Origin of the sequence: Falsirhodobacter sp. 20TX0035, from assembly GCF_028307215.1 — a bacterium.
Taxonomy (GTDB): Bacteria; Pseudomonadota; Alphaproteobacteria; order Rhodobacterales; family Rhodobacteraceae; genus Falsirhodobacter.
This window is the reverse complement of record NZ_JAQMHV010000001.1, coordinates 338,796-354,938: the sequence shown is the minus strand read 5'-3', so window position 1 is coordinate 354,938 and position 16,143 is coordinate 338,796. Positions and strand designations below refer to the sequence as shown.

General features: G+C 67.9%; 15 protein-coding genes. 12 read left to right on the top strand and 3 right to left on the bottom strand.

Annotation, left to right across the window (positions count from 1 at the left end; genetic code table 11):
- Positions 1-23: 23 nt before the first annotated feature.
- Complete coding sequence (locus tag PIJ50_RS01895; protein WP_271972198.1) at positions 24-1,013, bottom strand: zinc-binding metallopeptidase family protein; 990 nt, start codon at positions 1,011-1,013, stop codon at positions 24-26.
- A 150-nt stretch (positions 1,014-1,163) separates the two neighbouring features.
- Here PIJ50_RS01895 and PIJ50_RS01890 point away from each other — a divergent pair, with 150 nt between their 5' ends.
- Complete coding sequence (locus PIJ50_RS01890) at positions 1,164-3,665, top strand: cation:proton antiporter (RefSeq protein ID WP_271972196.1); 2,502 nt, start codon at positions 1,164-1,166, stop codon at positions 3,663-3,665.
- 33 nt (positions 3,666-3,698) lie between these two features.
- Here the strand turns inward: PIJ50_RS01890 and metG are convergent, their stop codons facing one another.
- On the bottom strand, positions 3,699-5,417 hold the full coding sequence (gene metG, locus PIJ50_RS01885; protein WP_271972194.1) for a methionine--tRNA ligase: 1,719 nt from the start codon (positions 5,415-5,417) through the stop codon (positions 3,699-3,701).
- A 118-nt stretch (positions 5,418-5,535) separates the two neighbouring features.
- Between metG and PIJ50_RS01880 the strand changes: the two genes are divergently transcribed.
- The 6 genes from PIJ50_RS01880 to PIJ50_RS01855 all read left to right on the top strand — a co-directional run bounded on the left by PIJ50_RS01880 (position 5,536) and on the right by PIJ50_RS01855 (position 9,055).
- Positions 5,536-6,570 carry an aldo/keto reductase gene (locus tag PIJ50_RS01880; RefSeq protein WP_271972192.1) on the top strand — a complete coding sequence of 345 codons (1,035 nt, stop codon included), beginning with the start codon at positions 5,536-5,538 and terminating at the stop codon, positions 6,568-6,570.
- On the top strand, positions 6,570-7,049 hold the full coding sequence (locus tag PIJ50_RS01875) for a lipocalin family protein (protein WP_271972191.1): 480 nt from the start codon (positions 6,570-6,572) through the stop codon (positions 7,047-7,049). Before PIJ50_RS01880 ends, PIJ50_RS01875 begins: the two co-directional genes overlap by 1 nt.
- 83 nt (positions 7,050-7,132) lie before the next feature.
- Positions 7,133-7,621 (top strand): EF-hand domain-containing protein, encoded by a 489-nt coding sequence (locus tag PIJ50_RS01870; RefSeq protein WP_271972190.1) that lies wholly within the window; start codon positions 7,133-7,135, stop codon positions 7,619-7,621.
- Between the two features lie 55 nt (positions 7,622-7,676).
- Entirely contained in the window at positions 7,677-8,261 is a 585-nt protein-coding gene (locus tag PIJ50_RS01865) for an RNA polymerase sigma factor (protein WP_271972189.1), read from the top strand.
- The gene (locus PIJ50_RS01860) at positions 8,262-8,588 is read left to right on the top strand and encodes a dihydroorotate dehydrogenase (protein WP_271972188.1); all 327 of its coding nucleotides are present in this window, start codon (positions 8,262-8,264) and stop codon (positions 8,586-8,588) included.
- A 5-nt stretch (positions 8,589-8,593) separates the two neighbouring features.
- Entirely contained in the window at positions 8,594-9,055 is a 462-nt protein-coding gene (locus PIJ50_RS01855; RefSeq protein WP_271972186.1) for a periplasmic heavy metal sensor, read from the top strand.
- 4 nt (positions 9,056-9,059) lie between these two features.
- Here the strand turns inward: PIJ50_RS01855 and PIJ50_RS01850 are convergent, their stop codons facing one another.
- A complete protein-coding gene (locus tag PIJ50_RS01850) occupies positions 9,060-10,391 on the bottom strand; it encodes a diguanylate cyclase (RefSeq protein WP_271972184.1) in 1,332 nt (443 codons plus the stop codon).
- A gap of 114 nt (positions 10,392-10,505) precedes the next feature.
- On the opposite strand from PIJ50_RS01850, the gene PIJ50_RS01845 reads away from it, so the two are divergent.
- The 5 genes from PIJ50_RS01845 (at position 10,506) to PIJ50_RS01825 (ending at position 16,137) form a co-directional block, all read left to right on the top strand.
- Positions 10,506-10,799, top strand: a complete 294-nt coding sequence (locus PIJ50_RS01845) for a DUF3572 domain-containing protein (RefSeq protein ID WP_271972182.1) — start codon at positions 10,506-10,508, stop codon at positions 10,797-10,799.
- Between the two features lie 2 nt (positions 10,800-10,801).
- A complete protein-coding gene (locus tag PIJ50_RS01840) occupies positions 10,802-11,482 on the top strand; it encodes an HAD family hydrolase (protein ID WP_271972180.1) in 681 nt (226 codons plus the stop codon).
- 103 nt (positions 11,483-11,585) lie between these two features.
- Positions 11,586-13,547 carry an acetate--CoA ligase gene (gene acs / locus PIJ50_RS01835; RefSeq protein ID WP_442900697.1) on the top strand — a complete coding sequence of 654 codons (1,962 nt, stop codon included), beginning with the start codon at positions 11,586-11,588 and terminating at the stop codon, positions 13,545-13,547.
- Complete coding sequence (locus PIJ50_RS01830) at positions 13,544-14,239, top strand: adenylate kinase (RefSeq protein WP_271972179.1); 696 nt, start codon at positions 13,544-13,546, stop codon at positions 14,237-14,239. Before acs ends, PIJ50_RS01830 begins: the two co-directional genes overlap by 4 nt.
- A 101-nt stretch (positions 14,240-14,340) precedes the next feature.
- Positions 14,341-16,137, top strand: a complete 1,797-nt coding sequence (locus tag PIJ50_RS01825) for an MFS transporter (RefSeq protein ID WP_271972177.1) — start codon at positions 14,341-14,343, stop codon at positions 16,135-16,137.
- Positions 16,138-16,143 lie beyond the last annotated feature (6 nt).

Sequence of the window (16,143 nt, the reverse complement as noted above, 5' to 3'; positions counted from 1 at the left end):
GATGGCCTGTTCGGCCACCCGGTTCAACCCCCGGCGGGGCCCTGATCGTGGATCAGCCGCAGCATGTAGCCGATCTTGGCGGCCACCGGCGGCGGGATCACGAAGGGATAGAAATCCCCGTGACCGATGGAGCGGTTCATCGCGTTCAGCGCCTCGGCCACCGGTGCCCAGGCGGCCAGAAGGGTGGGCGCGTCGTCGATCGCATGGGCGTCGGACAGGCCGTTCCCCGAAGGATCGACCCCATGATTGCGCGCCGTGTCCAGACCGTCCACGATGTGCAGCATGTGTGCCCAAGTTTCGGCCCAATCCTCCCACGGATGGGCGGCAGCATAGCTGGAGATGAAGTGCTCCGCCCAATCTGCGGGCGCACCTTCGGCGTAGTGACGCTTCAGGGCGGCGGCGTAATCCTGGTTCGCGTCGCCGAACAGGCGGGCGCATTCCTCCTCGCGCCCCGCGTCGCGGATCAGCACCTCCCAGTAGTAATGGCCCACCTCGTGCCGCAGATGGCCCAGAAGCGTGCGATAGGGTTCGCCCATGGCCACGCGCCGCGCCTCCCGCTCGTCATCGTCGGCCTCGGCGATGTTCAGGGTGATGGCGCCGTCCTCGTGCCCCGTCAGCACGCGTTCGGCCACCGACCCATCGGGCGCCAGCTGGTCCCCGAGGAACGAGAAGCTGAGGGCCTTGCCCGAAGGCGCGACGCGGGGCAGGCCCAGCGCCAGAAGCGAGTAGTAAAGGCGGCGCTTCTCCGTCTCCAGCCGCCGCCAGCGGTCCAGGTTGCCGGGGATGGTCAGGTCCGGGATCACGTGCGAGGCCGCGCAGCATTCGCACAGCCCCCGGTCCGTCGCGGGCCAGTTGCAATCGATCAGCTCGCGATTGCCGCAGGGCTGGACGTCGGCCATGGCGATCATCGTGGCCGCCTCCGGATCATAGATCAGCTGCGTCTGGCAGCTGAGGCAGACGGTGTTCTTGAAATATGTCCGCTGTTGGCAGACGGGGCAGGAAAATCGTTTCATGTGGGATGCTACCTCGGGCTGCCGTGGGGAACGGCCCGGTGGCGCGGACGGTTCCCGCGAAGACGCACACTCGGCCGCTTGTCGCGAAGGCTTGCCCTTTGACGGGAAAGTGGGTTTCAGGAAGCGAACCGTTCGGCATAGAGATTGCGTATGGATATCACCCTGATTGTCGGCGTCACCGCGCTGTTGTTCCTCGTCATTGCCCTGTCCGAACCGTTGTCGGCGCGGTTGCGCTTGCCGTATTCGGTGGTGCTGGCCGTGGTGGGGGCGGCGCTGGGATCGGCCGCGCTGATCCTTCAGACGATGGATGCGGGCTTCGGCCCCGACCTGCGCGAGGCGCTGGCTTTGCCCATCAAATCCTCGGTCTTCCTTGTGGTGTTCCTGCCCACCCTTCTGTTTGAGGTGGCGCTGTCGCTGAACGTCCGCCGGATGGTGGACGACTGGGTGCCGATCCTCGTGATGGCGGTGCTGGCCGTGCTGGCGGCCACGCTGGTGATCGGCTTTGCGCTGACGCCGTTCAGTTCGATGCCGCTGGTGGGCTGCCTTCTGCTGGGGGCCATTGTGTCCACCACGGACCCCTCGGCCGTGGTCGGCATCTTCCGCAACGTGGCCGCCCCCCAGCGGCTGATGCGGATCGTCGAAGGCGAAAGCCTGCTGAACGACGCCGCGGCCATCGCGCTGTTCGGCTTCTTCCTGACCTATGTCATGGCCGGCGTGCCGAACCCGACCCTTTTGTCGGGGCTGAGCACGTTTCCCTGGCTTCTGGGTGGGGGGCTTCTGGTCGGGCTCGTGGTCGGGCGCGGAGGGGTGGAGCTGATGCGCCTGATGCCGGGCCACCCGCTGGCCCAGATCTCGGTCAGCGTGGCGCTGCCCTACATCACCTACATCGCGGCGGAAGAGCTTCACGTGTCCGGCGTGGTGGCCGTGGTGGGGGCGGGGCTGCTTCTGAACGTGTCCGGCCCGTCGCGGTTGGCGCCGTCCACCTGGGCGCAGCTGCGCGAATTGTGGGGTCTGCTTGCGCATTGGGCGGGGGCGCTGATCTTCGTTCTGGCCGCGCTTTTGATCCCTCGCCTTCTGGGCGACGTGCGGTGGCACGACCTTTTGCTGATCCTGGTGGTGGCGGGGGCGGCCTTCGCGTCGCGCGCGCTGATCCTGTGGGGGGTGATCCCGGCGTTGCGCGCGCTGAAGCTGTCGCCGCGGGTGGAGCCGGCCTATCGCGCCGCGCTGCTGTGGGGTGGGTTGCGCGGGGCCGTGACGCTGGCGCTAGCGCTGGCCGTAACCGAAAATGCGCTGGTTCCCGCCAACATCAAGCGCGAGATCGGGATCCTTGCCACCGGCTACGTGCTGTTCACGCTGTTCGTGCAGGGCACGACCCTGCGCCGCGTGATCCACCGTCTGGGCCTAGCGCGCCTGTCGCCGCTGGACATGGCGCTGTCCAACCAGGTGATCGCCGTCGCCCTTCAGAACGTGCGCGAGGAGGTGGCAGGCTCCATCCGCGAACACGAACTGTCGCGCGACATCGTCCGATCCGAGGCCAAGCGCTTCGGCCAGCGGCTGGAAAGCGCCGTCCAGCGGGCCGAGTCGACCGAGGAAATCCCCGACCGCGAGCGCATCACCCTGGGCCTTGTCGCCCTCGCGGTGAGGGAGCGGGAGGAGATCCTGAGCAGCTTCCACGAACAGCTGATCACCCCGCGGCTGGTGGAGCTGATGCTGTCGGACGCCGACTACCTGATCGAGCGGACGCGCCAGCAGGGGCGGGACGGCTACCGGTCGGCCGCGCGGCGGGGGCTGACGGCGGGACCGATGGCGCGGGTCGCGGTGGTGCTGCACAACCGGCTGCGCATCTCGGCGCCGCTGGCCAATGTGGTGGCGGACCGGTTCGACACGCTTCTGATCCAGCGCACGATCCTGCGGCACCTGCACCACTATATCGACCAGAAGGTGCGGCGCCTTTACGGCCGCCGCGTGTCGGACCTGCTGCACGAACTGCTGAAACGCCGGGGGGAGGAGACGGAGCGGGCGCTGGAAAGCCTTCACCTGCAATACCCCGTCTACACCGAGGAGATGGAGCGCCGCTACATCCGCCGCACCGCCCTGCGCATGGAGGAACGGCAATACGCCGCCCTGCTGGAGGACGGACTGATCGGCCCCGAACTGCACAAGACCCTGTGTGACACGATCGCCGCCGAACGCGCGCAAAGCCAGGAACGCCCCCGGCTGGATCTGGCCGTGCACAAGGACCAGCTGATCCGCCAGTTCCCCCTGTTCGCCGGCATGGACGAAGATCAGCGCGCCGCTTTGTCCAAGGCGATGTACACCTTCTATGCCCAGCCGGGCGAGGTTCTGGTGCGGCGGGGCGATCCCGCGCGGCGGGTGTTCTTCATCGCCTCGGGCGCCATCGAATCCGAGATCGCAGGCGAGAAGCGCCGTCTGGGACGGGGCGACATGTTCGGGCAGCTGTCGATCCTGATGCGCAAGACGCGGGCGGCGCAGGTGACCTCCATCGCCTATTCGACGCTGCTGGCGCTGGACGAAAACCGGTTCCGCGACCTCTTGGCCCGGAACCGCGAACTGCAGGAAGCCGTGATCGAAAGCGCCCGCGCGCGCGGCGTGCAGCTGGACATGGACCTGCTGCCGGGCGCGACGGGCTGATGTGAAAAAGGCGCCCGCAGGGGCGCCTTTCGGTCAGGTGCGGATGCCGGCGAAGCGGGTCTGCCATTCGGCCCGCTCCTCGTCCGTGATCTTGCGGAAGGTGACGTCCGGCACGGTGAAGGCGTGGCCGGCGGGCAGGGTGGCCAGCGCCGCGCCCACATCCTCGGGCCAGGACCAGTCGTCGCATCCCATCGCGTCCATCATCGACTGCGCGGCGTCCGGGATGAACGGGCGCGACACGACGGCGTAAAGCCGGATCAGGTTCAGGGCCAGACGCACCATCGCCTCGGCCGTTTCCGGATCGGTCTTGATGACGGTCCAGGGTGCGGCCGATTGCAGGTATTCGTTGCCCGCGACCCAGATGGCACGCAGTTCGGTCGCGGCCTTGCGAACCTCCATCGCCTGCATGTTGCCCTCATAGGCGCGCAGGCGGGTGGTCAGCTCGGCGATCAGCTCGGCCTCGCGCGGGCCGGTCTGGCCGCCCGCAGGAACCACCTCGCCGAACTTGGCCCGGCAGAACTTCGTCACGCGCGACACGAGGTTGCCCAGAACGTCCGCCAGATCCTTGTTGACGGACCCTTGGAAGTTTTCCCACGTGAACTCGCTGTCCGAGGATTCGGGCGCATGGCTCAGCAGCCACCAGCGCCAGTAGTCCGAGGGCAGGATCGACAGCGCCTGATCCATGAAGATCCCGCGCCCTTGGCTGGTGGAGAACTGGCCGCCGTCGTAGTTCAGGTAGTTGAACGACTTGATGTAGTCGACCATCTTCCACGGTTCCTGCGAGCCGATCTGGGTCGCGGGGAACGAGAGGGTGTGGAAGGGCACGTTGTCCTTGCCCATGAACTGCAGGTAGGTCACGTCGTCCGCGCCCTTGTCGGTGCGCCACCAGCGTTCCCAGTCGGCGTCGGTCTTGCCGTTCGCCTCGGCCCATTCGGCGGCGCAGGCGATGTATTCGATGGGCGCGTCGAACCAGACGTAGAAGACCTTGCCTTCCATGCCCGGCCAGTCCTGGTCGCCCTTCTTCACGGGCACGCCCCAGTACAGGTCGCGCGTGATGCCGCGGTCCTGCAGCCCGTCGCCGTCGTTCAGCCATTTCTTGGCAATGGAGGTCGTCAGGATCGGCCAGTCGGTCTTGCTGTCGATCCAGGCCTGCAGCTCGCCGCGCAGGGCGGACTGGCGCAGGAACAGGTGCTTGGTTTCCCGCACCTCCAGATCGGTGGAGCCCGAGATGGCCGAACGCGGATCGATCAGGTCCGTGGGGTCCAGCTGCTTGGTGCAGTTTTCGCACTGGTCGCCGCGCGCCTTGTCATAGCCGCAGTTGGGGCAGGTGCCCTCGATGTAGCGGTCGGGCAGGAAGCGGTTGTCGGCGATGGAGAAGACCTGCCGCTCCGACACCTCCTCGATATACCCGTTCTCGGCCAGCTTGCCGGCGAAGTGCTGGGTCAGCGCCCGGTTCTGCGGGCTGGAGGAGCGGCCGAAATGGTCGAAGGACAGCCGGAAGCCCGCAGCGATGCCGGCCTGCACCTCGTGCATCTGGGCGCAGAACGCCTCAACGGGCTGGCCGGCCTTGGCGGCGGCAAGCTCGGCCGGCGTGCCGTGTTCGTCGGTGGCGCAGAGGAACAGAACCTCGTGCCCGCGGGCGCGCAGGTAGCGCGCGATCAGGTCGGCCGGAAGCTGGCTGCCGACAAGGTTGCCCAGGTGCTTGATCCCGTTGATGTAGGGGAGTGCCGAGGTGATCAGATACCGTGCCATGCCCGCGCCTTTTCGTCCGATTTCCCCGGGGTGTATCCTGCACGGGCCGAACGCTCAAGCGGGGCTTGTCATCGGCGCGCGGACCTCTAGGCTTTGACCGGCAACAAAAGGGCCGGACATGAAGCAGATCGCACTTGGGCAAACGGGACTGAACGTGTCGGAACTGTGCCTTGGCACCATGACCTGGGGCACCCAGAACACCGAGGCCGAGGGCCAAACCCAGATCGCCATGGCGTTGGAGCACGGGATCAACTTCCTCGACACCGCCGAGATGTATCCGGTGAACCCGGTGTCGGCCGAAACGATGGGCCACACCGAGGCGATCATCGGCAACTACTTCGCCAAGGGCGGGCGCGACCGAGTGGTGATCGCCACCAAGATCACGGGCGAGGGGAGTGCTGCCACGGGCGGCGCGCCCATCACGCCCGCGCGGATGCGCCAGGCGGTGGAGGATTCGCTGAAACGCCTGCGGACCGACCACATCGACCTGTACCAGATGCACTGGCCCAACCGCGGATCCTATCACTTCCGCAAGATCTGGGGCTATGCCCCGCCGCGCGACAAGGCCAAGATCGAGGCGGAGATGCTGGCCGTCCTTCAGGAATGCCAGCGCCTTCAGGACGAAGGCAAGGTGCGCCACTTCGGCCTGTCGAACGACACGGTCTGGGGGGCGGCGGCCTGGCTGCGGCTGGCCGACCAGCACGGCCTGCCGCGCATGATGACGGTGCAGAACGAATACTCGCTGCTGTGCCGCCATTTCGACAGCGACTGGGCCGAGTTCGCCGCGTTGGAGGACATGCCGCTGCTGGGCTATTCCCCGCTGGCGACGGGCCTTCTGACGGGCAAGTATGCGGGTGACGTGGTGCCTGCGGGGTCGCGCCGTGAACGGTCGCCCGAACTCGGTGGTCGCATCACCCCCTTCGTGTTCGAGGCGGTGTCGGCCTATCTGGGCGTGGCGAAGGAACACGGGCTTGACCCGGCGCAGATGGCGCTCGCCTTCTACCGCACGCGGCCCTATCCCTGCCTGCCGATCATCGGGGCGACCAACCTGAAACAGCTGAAGACCTGCCTCGAATCCGTTAACGTCACCCTATCCGAGGAGGTTCTGGAGGACATCGCCTTGGTGCGCCGCCAATACCCGGCGCCCTATTGATGCGCCGCCTCCTGTTGCTGCTGGCGCTGGCCGCCTGCGCCCGCACGCCTGACCCGGGCCCCGCCGCCGTGTTCCGCGACACGCAGGTGCCGATCTATTCCAACGCGGGGTTCGATCCGGCCGGGCTTTCCGGGACGTGGCGGCAGGTGGCAGGCTTCGGCGCCGCCTGCGCGCCGGGTGGGCTGACCTTCACCCCCGGTCGGGTGGACGGTGCGCTGTGCCTGAACGGGACCACGCGCCGCATCTCGGGGCCTTTCGCGGTCACCGGCCCCGCCCGCATCCTTCCCGCAGGCGAGGGGGAGCCGTGGTGGATCCTGTGGATCGACTACGACCGGCGCAGCATGGCCATCGGCACGCCGTCGGGGAACCTCGGCTTCGTGCTGGACCGGACGGGCGCGATCCCGGCAGACCGGATGAAGGCGGCGGCCAGCATCATGGACTGGAACGGCTATAACATGGCGCGTTTCCGGCCGCTGTAATTATTTGCGACGGAACGGGCGGGCTGCGGCGTTTCATCTTTCGGAAGGCGGATGCACCGCCGCCACCGCACACACGGAGTGACATGATGAAAACGTACCTGACCGGCGCCGCCCTGATTGCCGTCTCGATCGCCAGCCTGTCCACGGCCTTCGCCGAACCGGGCGACCGCCCCGGCCGCCCCGGCATGCCCCCCTTCGAGATGCTGGACGCCGACGAGGATGGCCGCATCACCGCCGAGGAAGCGGAGGGCGATCGTGCCGAGCGCGTGACGGCGATGGACGCCAACAACGACGGCAAGATCTCGGCCGAGGAACTGGCCGCGGCGGACATCGCCCGCGCCACCGAACGCGCCAACCGCCGCGCCGAGGAGAAGGTGAAGCGCATGGACGTGGACGGCGACGGCCTTCTGTCGGCGGCCGAGCTGGCCACCCCGCCCGAAGGTCTGGATCCGCGCCTGCTGGAGCGTCTGGACACCGACAAGGACGGCGCGATCAGCCGCGAGGAGGCCGACGCCGCCCGCACCTTTATGCGGGAACGCCACCAGCCGCATCCCGATCACCGTCCGGAGTGACGTGTTCCGGCAGGGGCCCTTGCCGGCCCCTGCACCACAAGGCTGCTGACAGGCGATGACCGTGCCCCTCGACACCCTGCCCGACATTCCGGACGAGGCGCTGCTGGTGCTGTACGCCAATGGCGACCGCGCCGCCGCACGCGCCCTGACCCTGCGGCTGACGCCGCGGGTGCTGGGCTTTGCCGCCCGCATGCTGACGGACCGGGCCGAGGCCGAGGACGTGACGCAGGAGGCGATGCTGCGCTTGTGGCGCATCGCCCCCGAATGGCGGCAGGGGGAGGCGAAGGTCACGACCTGGCTTTACCGCGTCACCTCCAACCTGTGCACGGACCGGCTGCGCCGCCGCCGCGGCGTCCCGCTGGACGATGCCCCCGAGGTGGAGGACGACGCCCCGACGGCTGAGCAGGACATGATGCAGGGCGAACGCATGGCCGCGCTGGACGCGGCGCTGGCCCGTCTGCCCGACCGGCAGCGTCAGGCGGTGGTTCTGCGCCACATCGAAGGGCTGACCAATCCCGACATCGCCCGCATCATGGACATTGGGGTGGAGGCGGTCGAAAGTCTGACCGCGCGCGGCAAGCGGACCCTGGCGGCCCTTCTGTCGGGGCAGCGTGAACGCATTGGCTATGAGGAAGGTTGAATGATGGAACAGGATCTGGACGATCTTCTGGCCGCCGCCCGCACCCGCGCGCCCGTCCCATCGCCCGCGCTGATGGCCCGCATCCTGACGGATGCCGAGGCCGAACAGGACCGGTGGCAGACCCGCACCGCGCTGAAGCGACGCTGGACGCGGTTCCTGCCGTTGTTCCTGGGCAGCGTGGGCGCCACCGCCGGCATGGCCACGGCGGCACTGGCTGGTGTCTGGATCGGCTATGCCCAGCCTGAAACCCTGACCACCGTGACGGCCGCGCTGTGGGCCGACCAGCGCGTGGACCTTCTTCCCACCTACGCCTTCGTGACGGAATGACGCCCATGCTTTCCCCCCGCACCCTGCGCCTTCTGCTGATCCTGTCGGTCACCCTGAACCTTGCCATCGCCGGCATCGTGGCGGGGGCGGCCCTGCGCCATCCGCCACCGCCCGATCCCGGCCGCGGCCCGGCCTTCGGGGCCTATGACCGCGCGTTCAGCGAAGAGGATCGCAAGGCCATGCGCGACGCTTTCCACCGCGAGGCGCCGGACTTCGGCAAGGGCTGGCAGGCGATGAAGGACGACACGGCGGACTTGCTGACCACCCTGCGGACCGAGCCTTACGATCCGGCGCGAACAGAAGCCATCTTTGCGCGGCAACGGGAACGGGGCGGGCAGATGATGGCGCTGGGCCAGCGCCTGATGGCGCAGCGCCTGGCCGAGATGACGCCGGAGGAACGGCTGGCCTTCGCCAACCGTCTGGCCGAACGGATGGAGCGTGACCGCCCGCACCCGAAGGATCACTGACCCTTCAGGCGCTGCGGGCGGTCGTCCATTCCGCGGGGGAAGAGGCGACGGTCACGCGGTTGCGCCCGTCGCGCTTGGATTGCAGCAGCGCCCGGTCGGCACGGTCCAGCGTGTCGGCCATGGATTCACCGCCCATCCGCCGCCGCGTCGCCAGCCCGATGGAGATGGTGACGTCCACCACCTCTCCGGACGGAAGATGGACGGGATCGGCCGCCATGCGCTGGCACAGCTGGTCCGCAAAGCCGATGGCCTGCGCCAGTTGGGTGTCGGGCAGGGCGATCAGAAACTCCTCCCCCCCGATGCGAGCAGCCAGATCCTGCGGGCCAAGGCGTTCCGTCAGGCGCGAGGCGACCTTGCGCAGAACCGCGTCCCCCGCCGCGTGGCCGTAACGGTCGTTGACCGACTTGAACCAGTCGAGGTCGATCTGCAGCACCGCCAGATCGCCATGCGCCATCGTTTCCAGACGCGGCATGGCAAAGCGGCGGTTGTGCAGGCCGGTCAGCGGATCCACCATCGCCATGCGCAGCCCCTGCGCGACGGATGCGCGGCGGCGGTCCTGTCGGCGTTTCATACGCAGCAGGATCGACAAGCGCAGCGCCAGTTCGGGCGCGCCGATCTGGGCGGGCACCACCTCATCCGCGCCAAGGTCCCAGGCCATGGCCACGCCCTGCGCGTCCTGATCCGAATCGAGGATGCAGACGGGCACGTTGCGCGTTTCGGCTTGCGCGCGCAGTTCCGACATCAGGCGCAGGCCCGCCGCCGAGCCGCCCAAGCCCGCCTCGATCACGAAGAGGTCGGGGACGGTGCGGCCGGTCAGCGCTTCTTCGCGCGTCAGGCGCAGCAGCCGATCGCTCATGTACGGGACAAGGTCGGTGCGCAGGCGGGCGGTGCCATCGGTCCGGTCCGCGATGAACGCGACGGAGGCCGGCATCTCGAATCCCGCGCCTTCTTCGGCCAAGCCGGTGGAGGTGTGCTCCTCGTTCTGGGCGCGTTGGCGCAGCATGGCGCGCAGGCGGGCCAGCAGGACCGATTCGTCCACGGGGCGGGTCAGCACGTCCGTGGCGCCGGCCCGGATTAGGGGCAGGCGGTCCTGTTCGTCCGACAGGACCAGAAGGGGCACGTCGCGCAAACGCAGGTCGCGGCACAGGTGCTGGAGCAGCGCCACCGCGTCCGGCATGTCGATCAGGACCACGTCGGGCCGGGTCTGGCGTGCGTCGATCAGCGCCTCCTCGGCCGAGGCGGCGAAGGAGGTCGTGTAGCATCCGGTCGCCAGACGACGCTTCAGCGTCGTCCGGTTCGCATGGGAAACATCGATGACAAGCACGTGTCGGGTCATTCTGCCTCTTTCCCGGTGGGTCCTCATGTCGCAGGTTCCCCCCTATTGGTTAAGAAATCCTTTCGCGTCTTTGGGGCCCTTGCAATCGCCGCGCCGATCGGCACGATGTCGCCCATGAAAGACGATCTTCCCAGCCGCGACGCGGCCGAACGCACGGCGCTTCAGGCCCTTGGCTGGCTGGCGGGCCAGCCGGACCTTCTGCCCGATTTCATGGCCGCCACCGGCGCCGCGCCCGACAGCCTGCGCGAAGCGGCGGCGCGTCCCGAATTCCTGGGCGCGGTGCTGGATTTCCTTCTGGCCGAGGATTCGCGCGTCATCGCCTTCTGCGATGCGGCGAACCTGCCCTACACGCTGCCGATGCGCGTGCGGGCGGTGCTGCCCGGCGGCGATCTTCCGCACTGGACCTGAGGATGATCCGCGGCATCCTGTTCGACAAGGACGGCACGCTGTTCGACTTTCAGGCCAGCTGGGGCGCCTGGGCGGCCGCGCTGCTGCACCGGCTGTCCCCGGATCCCGAACCTTTGGCCCGCCGGATCGGCTTCGATATGGCCACCCAGCGCTTCGCCCCGGACAGCCCGGTCATCGCCAGCACCTCGGCCGAGGTGGCGGACCTGATGCTGCCCGATCTGCCGGGCTGGACGAAGGACGATCTTCTGGCGCTGATGAACCGCCTGTCCGCCGACGCCCCCATGGTGGAGGCCGTGCCCTTGGTCGCCCTGCTGGACCACCTGCGGGCGCGTGGCCTGCCTTTGGGCGTCGCGACCAACGATGGCGAGGCGCCGGCCCGCCGGCAGCTGGAACGCGTCGGGGTCGACGGGCGCTTTGCGTTCATTGCGGGATTCGACAGCGGCCACGGGGGCAAGCCCGCGCCGGGGCAGCTTCTGGCCTTCTGCGCGGCCACGGGCCTTGATCCCGCCCACGTCGCGATGGTGGGCGACAGCGCGCACGATCTGCACGCGGCGCGGGCGGCGGGCATGGCGGCGGTCGCGGTGCTGACGGGTCCGGCCCTGCGCGGCGATCTGGAACAACTGGCCGACGTGGTTCTGAACGACATCGGCGAACTGCCCGCCTGGCTGGACGAAACCGGCTGAAAAATTCGTTCGCCTTGTCCGGAAAGCCGCGATAGCATCCCTTCAAGGGGCCGATCGGGGGGAGGAGGGAACCCGCTTTCGGCGCCGTCGAAGGAGGAGTGCCATGCTGGATCAAGCCTGCGGGATCCATGTCCCGTCGCCCGAAACCGTCGCCCGCGCCCATGTGACCGCCGCCGACTACGACCGGCTGTACGCCGAGTCCATCTCCGACCCCGACGCCTTCTGGGGCCGCGAGGGTCAGGGCCTGGACTGGATCAAGCCCTTCACCCGCGTGAAGAACACCGACCTGACGCACGGGCAGGTGTCCATCCGCTGGTTTGAGGACGGGGTGCTAAACGCCTCGGTCAACTGCATCGACCGACACCTGCCGGCCCGGGCCGACCAGACGGCGATCATCTGGGAACCGGACGATCCCGCGCAGCCGGCGCTTCACATCACCTATGCCCAGCTGTCGGAAAAGGTGAACCGCTTCGCCAACGTGCTGCTGAGCCAGGGGGTCATGCGCGGCGACCGGGTGGTGATCTACCTGCCCATGATCCCCGAAGCGGCCTACGCCATGCTGGCCTGCGCGCGCATCGGGGCCATTCACTCCGTGGTCTTCGCGGGCTTTTCGCCCGACAGCCTTGCCAACCGGATCAACGATTGCCAGGCAAAGCTCGTGATCACCGCCGACACCGCGCCCCGCGGCGGCAAGCGCACGGCGCTGAAGTCGAACACGGACGCGGCCCTGCTGCGCTGTTCGGAAAAGGTGCGCTGCCTGGTCGTGAAGCACACGGGCGACCAGATCAGCTGGATCGACGGGCGCGACGTGGACGTGAAGGCGCTGATGGAAACGGTGGCCCCCGATTGCCCGCCCCGGCCCATGGGGGCGGAGGATCCGCTGTTCATCCTCTACACCTCCGGCTCCACCGGTCGGCCCAAGGGGGTGGTGCACACGACGGGGGGATACCTTCTTTATTCCGCGATGACGCACCGGCTGGTCTTCGACTATCACGAGGGCGACGTCTACTGGTGCACGGCGGATGTGGGCTGGGTCACCGGGCACAGCTACATCGTCTATGGTCCGCTGGCCAACGGCGCCACGACCCTGATGTTCGAAGGTACGCCCAATTATCCCGACGCGGGCCGGTTCTGGGCCACGGTCGAAAAGCACAAGGTCAACCAGTTCTATACCGCGCCCACCGCCATCCGCGCCCTGATCGGGCAGGGGGAGGCGTGGCCCGCGAAACATGACCTGTCCTCGCTCCGTATCCTCGGCACGGTGGGGGAGCCGATCAACCCCGAAGCGTGGAACTGGTTCGACACCCATATCGGCAAGGGCAAATGCCCCATCGTAGACACTTTCTGGCAGACGGAAACCGGCGGCCACATGATCACGCCCCTGCCGGGCGCCATCCCGACGAAGCCCGGATCGGCCACGAAACCCTTCTTCGGGGTGAAGCCCGTGGTTCTGGACCCCACCTCGGGCGAGGAGCTTTCGGGCGAGGCGGAGGGCGTCCTGGCCATCGCCGACAGCTGGCCCGGCCAGATGCGCACCCTGTGGGACGATCACGAACGGTTCGAGGAGGCGTATTTCAGCCAGTACAAGGGCACCTACTTCACCGGTGACGGCTGCCGGCGTGACGCGGACGGCTATTACTGGATCACGGGACGGGTCGACGACGTGCTGAACGTGTCCGGCCACCGGATGGGCACGGCCGAGGTGGAATCCGCGCTGGTCGCCCATCCCGACGTGGCCGAGGCCGCGGTCGTGGGCGTGCCGCACGACATCAAGGGGCAGGGCATCTACGCCTATGTCACCCTGATGAACGGGGTGGAGCCTTCGGATGCCCTGCGCGCCGATCTGGTGAAATGGGTCCGCGCGGAAATCGGGCCCATCGCCACGCCCGATTTCCTGCAATGGGCGCCGGGCCTGCCGAAGACCCGGTCGGGCAAGATCATGCGCCGGATCCTGCGCAAGATCGCCGAGGACGACTTCGGATCCTTGGGCGACACCTCCACCCTGGCCGATCCGGCGGTGGTGGACGACCTGATCGCCAACCGCCAGAACCGGGGCGAGGCATGAACTGCCCCTCGGTGACCCAGCCCGCCGTCCTGATCCTGCTGGGCCCGCCCGGCGCGGGAAAGGGCACGCAGTCGCGCGCGCTGGAACGGAGGTTCGGTCTGGTCCAGCTGTCCACCGGCGACATGCTGCGCGCGGCGGTGAAGGCGGGCACGCCTGCGGGTCAGGCCGCGCAGGCGGTGATGGAGGCCGGCGGCCTTGTGTCCGACGCCATCGTTTTGCAGGTGCTGTCGGAACGGATGGCCGATCCCGACACCGGGCGGGGGGTGATCCTCGACGGGTTTCCCCGCACGGCCGCGCAGGCGGCGGCGCTGGACGGGCTTCTGGCCGCGCGCGGCCAGTCGGTCGGCGCCGTCATCAGCCTGGAGGTGGACGACGACACGATGGTGGCCCGCGTGTCGGGCCGCTATACCTGCGCCACCTGTGGCGAAGGGTATCACGACACGTTGAAGCGGCCCGCCATGGCAGGCGTCTGCGATGTGTGCGGCGGGACGGAGTTCCTGCGCCGCAAGGACGACAACGCCGATACCGCGCGCCAGCGGCTGGACACCTATCACGCCCAGACCGCGCCGCTGATCGGCCATTACCAGCGGGCGGGCGTGTTGCAGCGCCTGGACGCAATGCAGGACATCGCGGCCGTCAGCCGCGATCTGGAAGGGATGGTCAGACCCGTCCTGCGATCCAGAACCCCCTGACGGGGGCATGCGAACCGGCGGATGCAGGGGCTTGGGAGGGCCCTTCGCCGGATCGAATGGGGAAAGGGGCCGCCAAGGCCCCGACATGGGAGGGAAACGACATGGCAGACAACGCTGTGAACGTGGGGCACGTACGGGCGCGCCCCATGACGCGCGAGGAAAAGAAGGTCATCCTGGCCTCCTCGGCCGGGACGATCTTCGAATGGTACGACTTCTACCTTTACGGCTCGCTTGCGGCGATCATCGGGGCGCAGTTCTTCACCGCGTTCCCCGAGGCCACACGCAACGTGTTCGCGCTTCTGGCCTTTGCCGCGGGATTCCTGGTGCGGCCCTTCGGCGCGCTGGTCTTCGGCGCGGTGGGCGACAAGGTGGGGCGGAAATACACCTTCCTGGTCACCATCCTGATCATGGGGATCTCGACCTTCATCGTCGGCCTGCTGCCCGGCTATGCCAGCTGGGGGATTGCCGCGCCCATCCTGCTGATCGCGCTGCGGATGCTGCAGGGGCTGGCGCTGGGCGGGGAATACGGCGGCGCGGCCGTTTATGTGGCCGAACACGCGCCTGCGAACCGGCGCGGCTATTACACCGCCTTCATTCAGACCACGGCCACGCTCGGCCTTCTGCTGTCGCTGATCGTGATCCTGATCGTGCAAAGCTACGTGAACGGCAACTACCCGATGCAGCCGGTTCTTGACCTGTCGGGCAACGCGGTGCTGGCCGCCGACGGCACGCCGCAGATGATCAGCGCCTTCAACGCCTGGGGCTGGCGGATCCCGTTCCTCGGCTCCATCGTGCTGCTGGGCATCTCCCTCTACATCCGCCTGCAGATGGAGGAGAGCCCCGCCTTCAAGAAGATGAAGGAAGAGGGCCGCACCTCCAAGGCGCCGATGAAGGAGGCGTTCGGGACGTGGAAGAACGGCCGGATCGCCCTGATCGCGCTGTTCGGCCTGACGGCGGGGCAGGCGGTGGTCTGGTATTCGGGCCAGTTCTACGCGCTGTTCTTTGTGCAGAACGTGGTGAAGGTGGACAGCTTCAGCGCGAACGTCTTCATCGCCTGGGCGCTGATCCTGGGCACCGGCGGCTTCCTGTTCTTTGGCGGGCTGTCGGACCGGATCGGCCGCAAGCCGATCATCCTGGCCGGCTGCCTTCTGGCCGCCCTGACCTACTTCCCGGTGTTCAAGGGCATCACCCACATCGCGAACCCCGCGCTGTATGACGCGCAGATGGTGCCGGTGAAGGTGACGCATGCCCCGGACGACTGTTCGTTCCAGTTCAACCCGACGGGCACGGCGAAGTTCACCTCCTCGTGCGACATCGCGAAGGCGGCGCTGGCGAAAGCCTCCGTCAACTACCAAAGCGATGAGGGGGCGGCAGGGGCGCCCGCCACGGTGTCCGTGGGCCCCACGCAGATCGCGGCCTATGACGCGGCGTCCCTGACGGGGCCGGCGCTGGCGGCGGAAAAGGCGCGCTTTGAAGGGGCGCTGAACACCGCGCTGGGCGAGGCGGGCTATCCCTTGGGCGGTCAGAACGCCACGGTGGCCAAGGCCAACCACTTCTTCGACATCTTCACCGTCCAGAAGCTGAGCCTGATCGCCATCCTGACCTATCTGATCCTGCTGGTGACCATGGTCTACGGCCCGATCGCGGCGGCGCTGGTGGAGATGTTCCCCACGCGCATCCGCTATTCCGGCCTGTCCTTGCCCTATCACATCGGGAACGGTTGGTTCGGGGGGCTGCTGCCCGCAACGGCCTTCGCCATCTCGGCCCAGACGGGCAACATCTATGCGGGGCTGTGGTACGCCATCACCGTGGCGGTGATGACGCTGGTGATCGGCACATTGTTCGTGCCGAACAACACCCACAAGAAGGACATCTTCGCGGACGATCACGCGAGATGAGGTCTG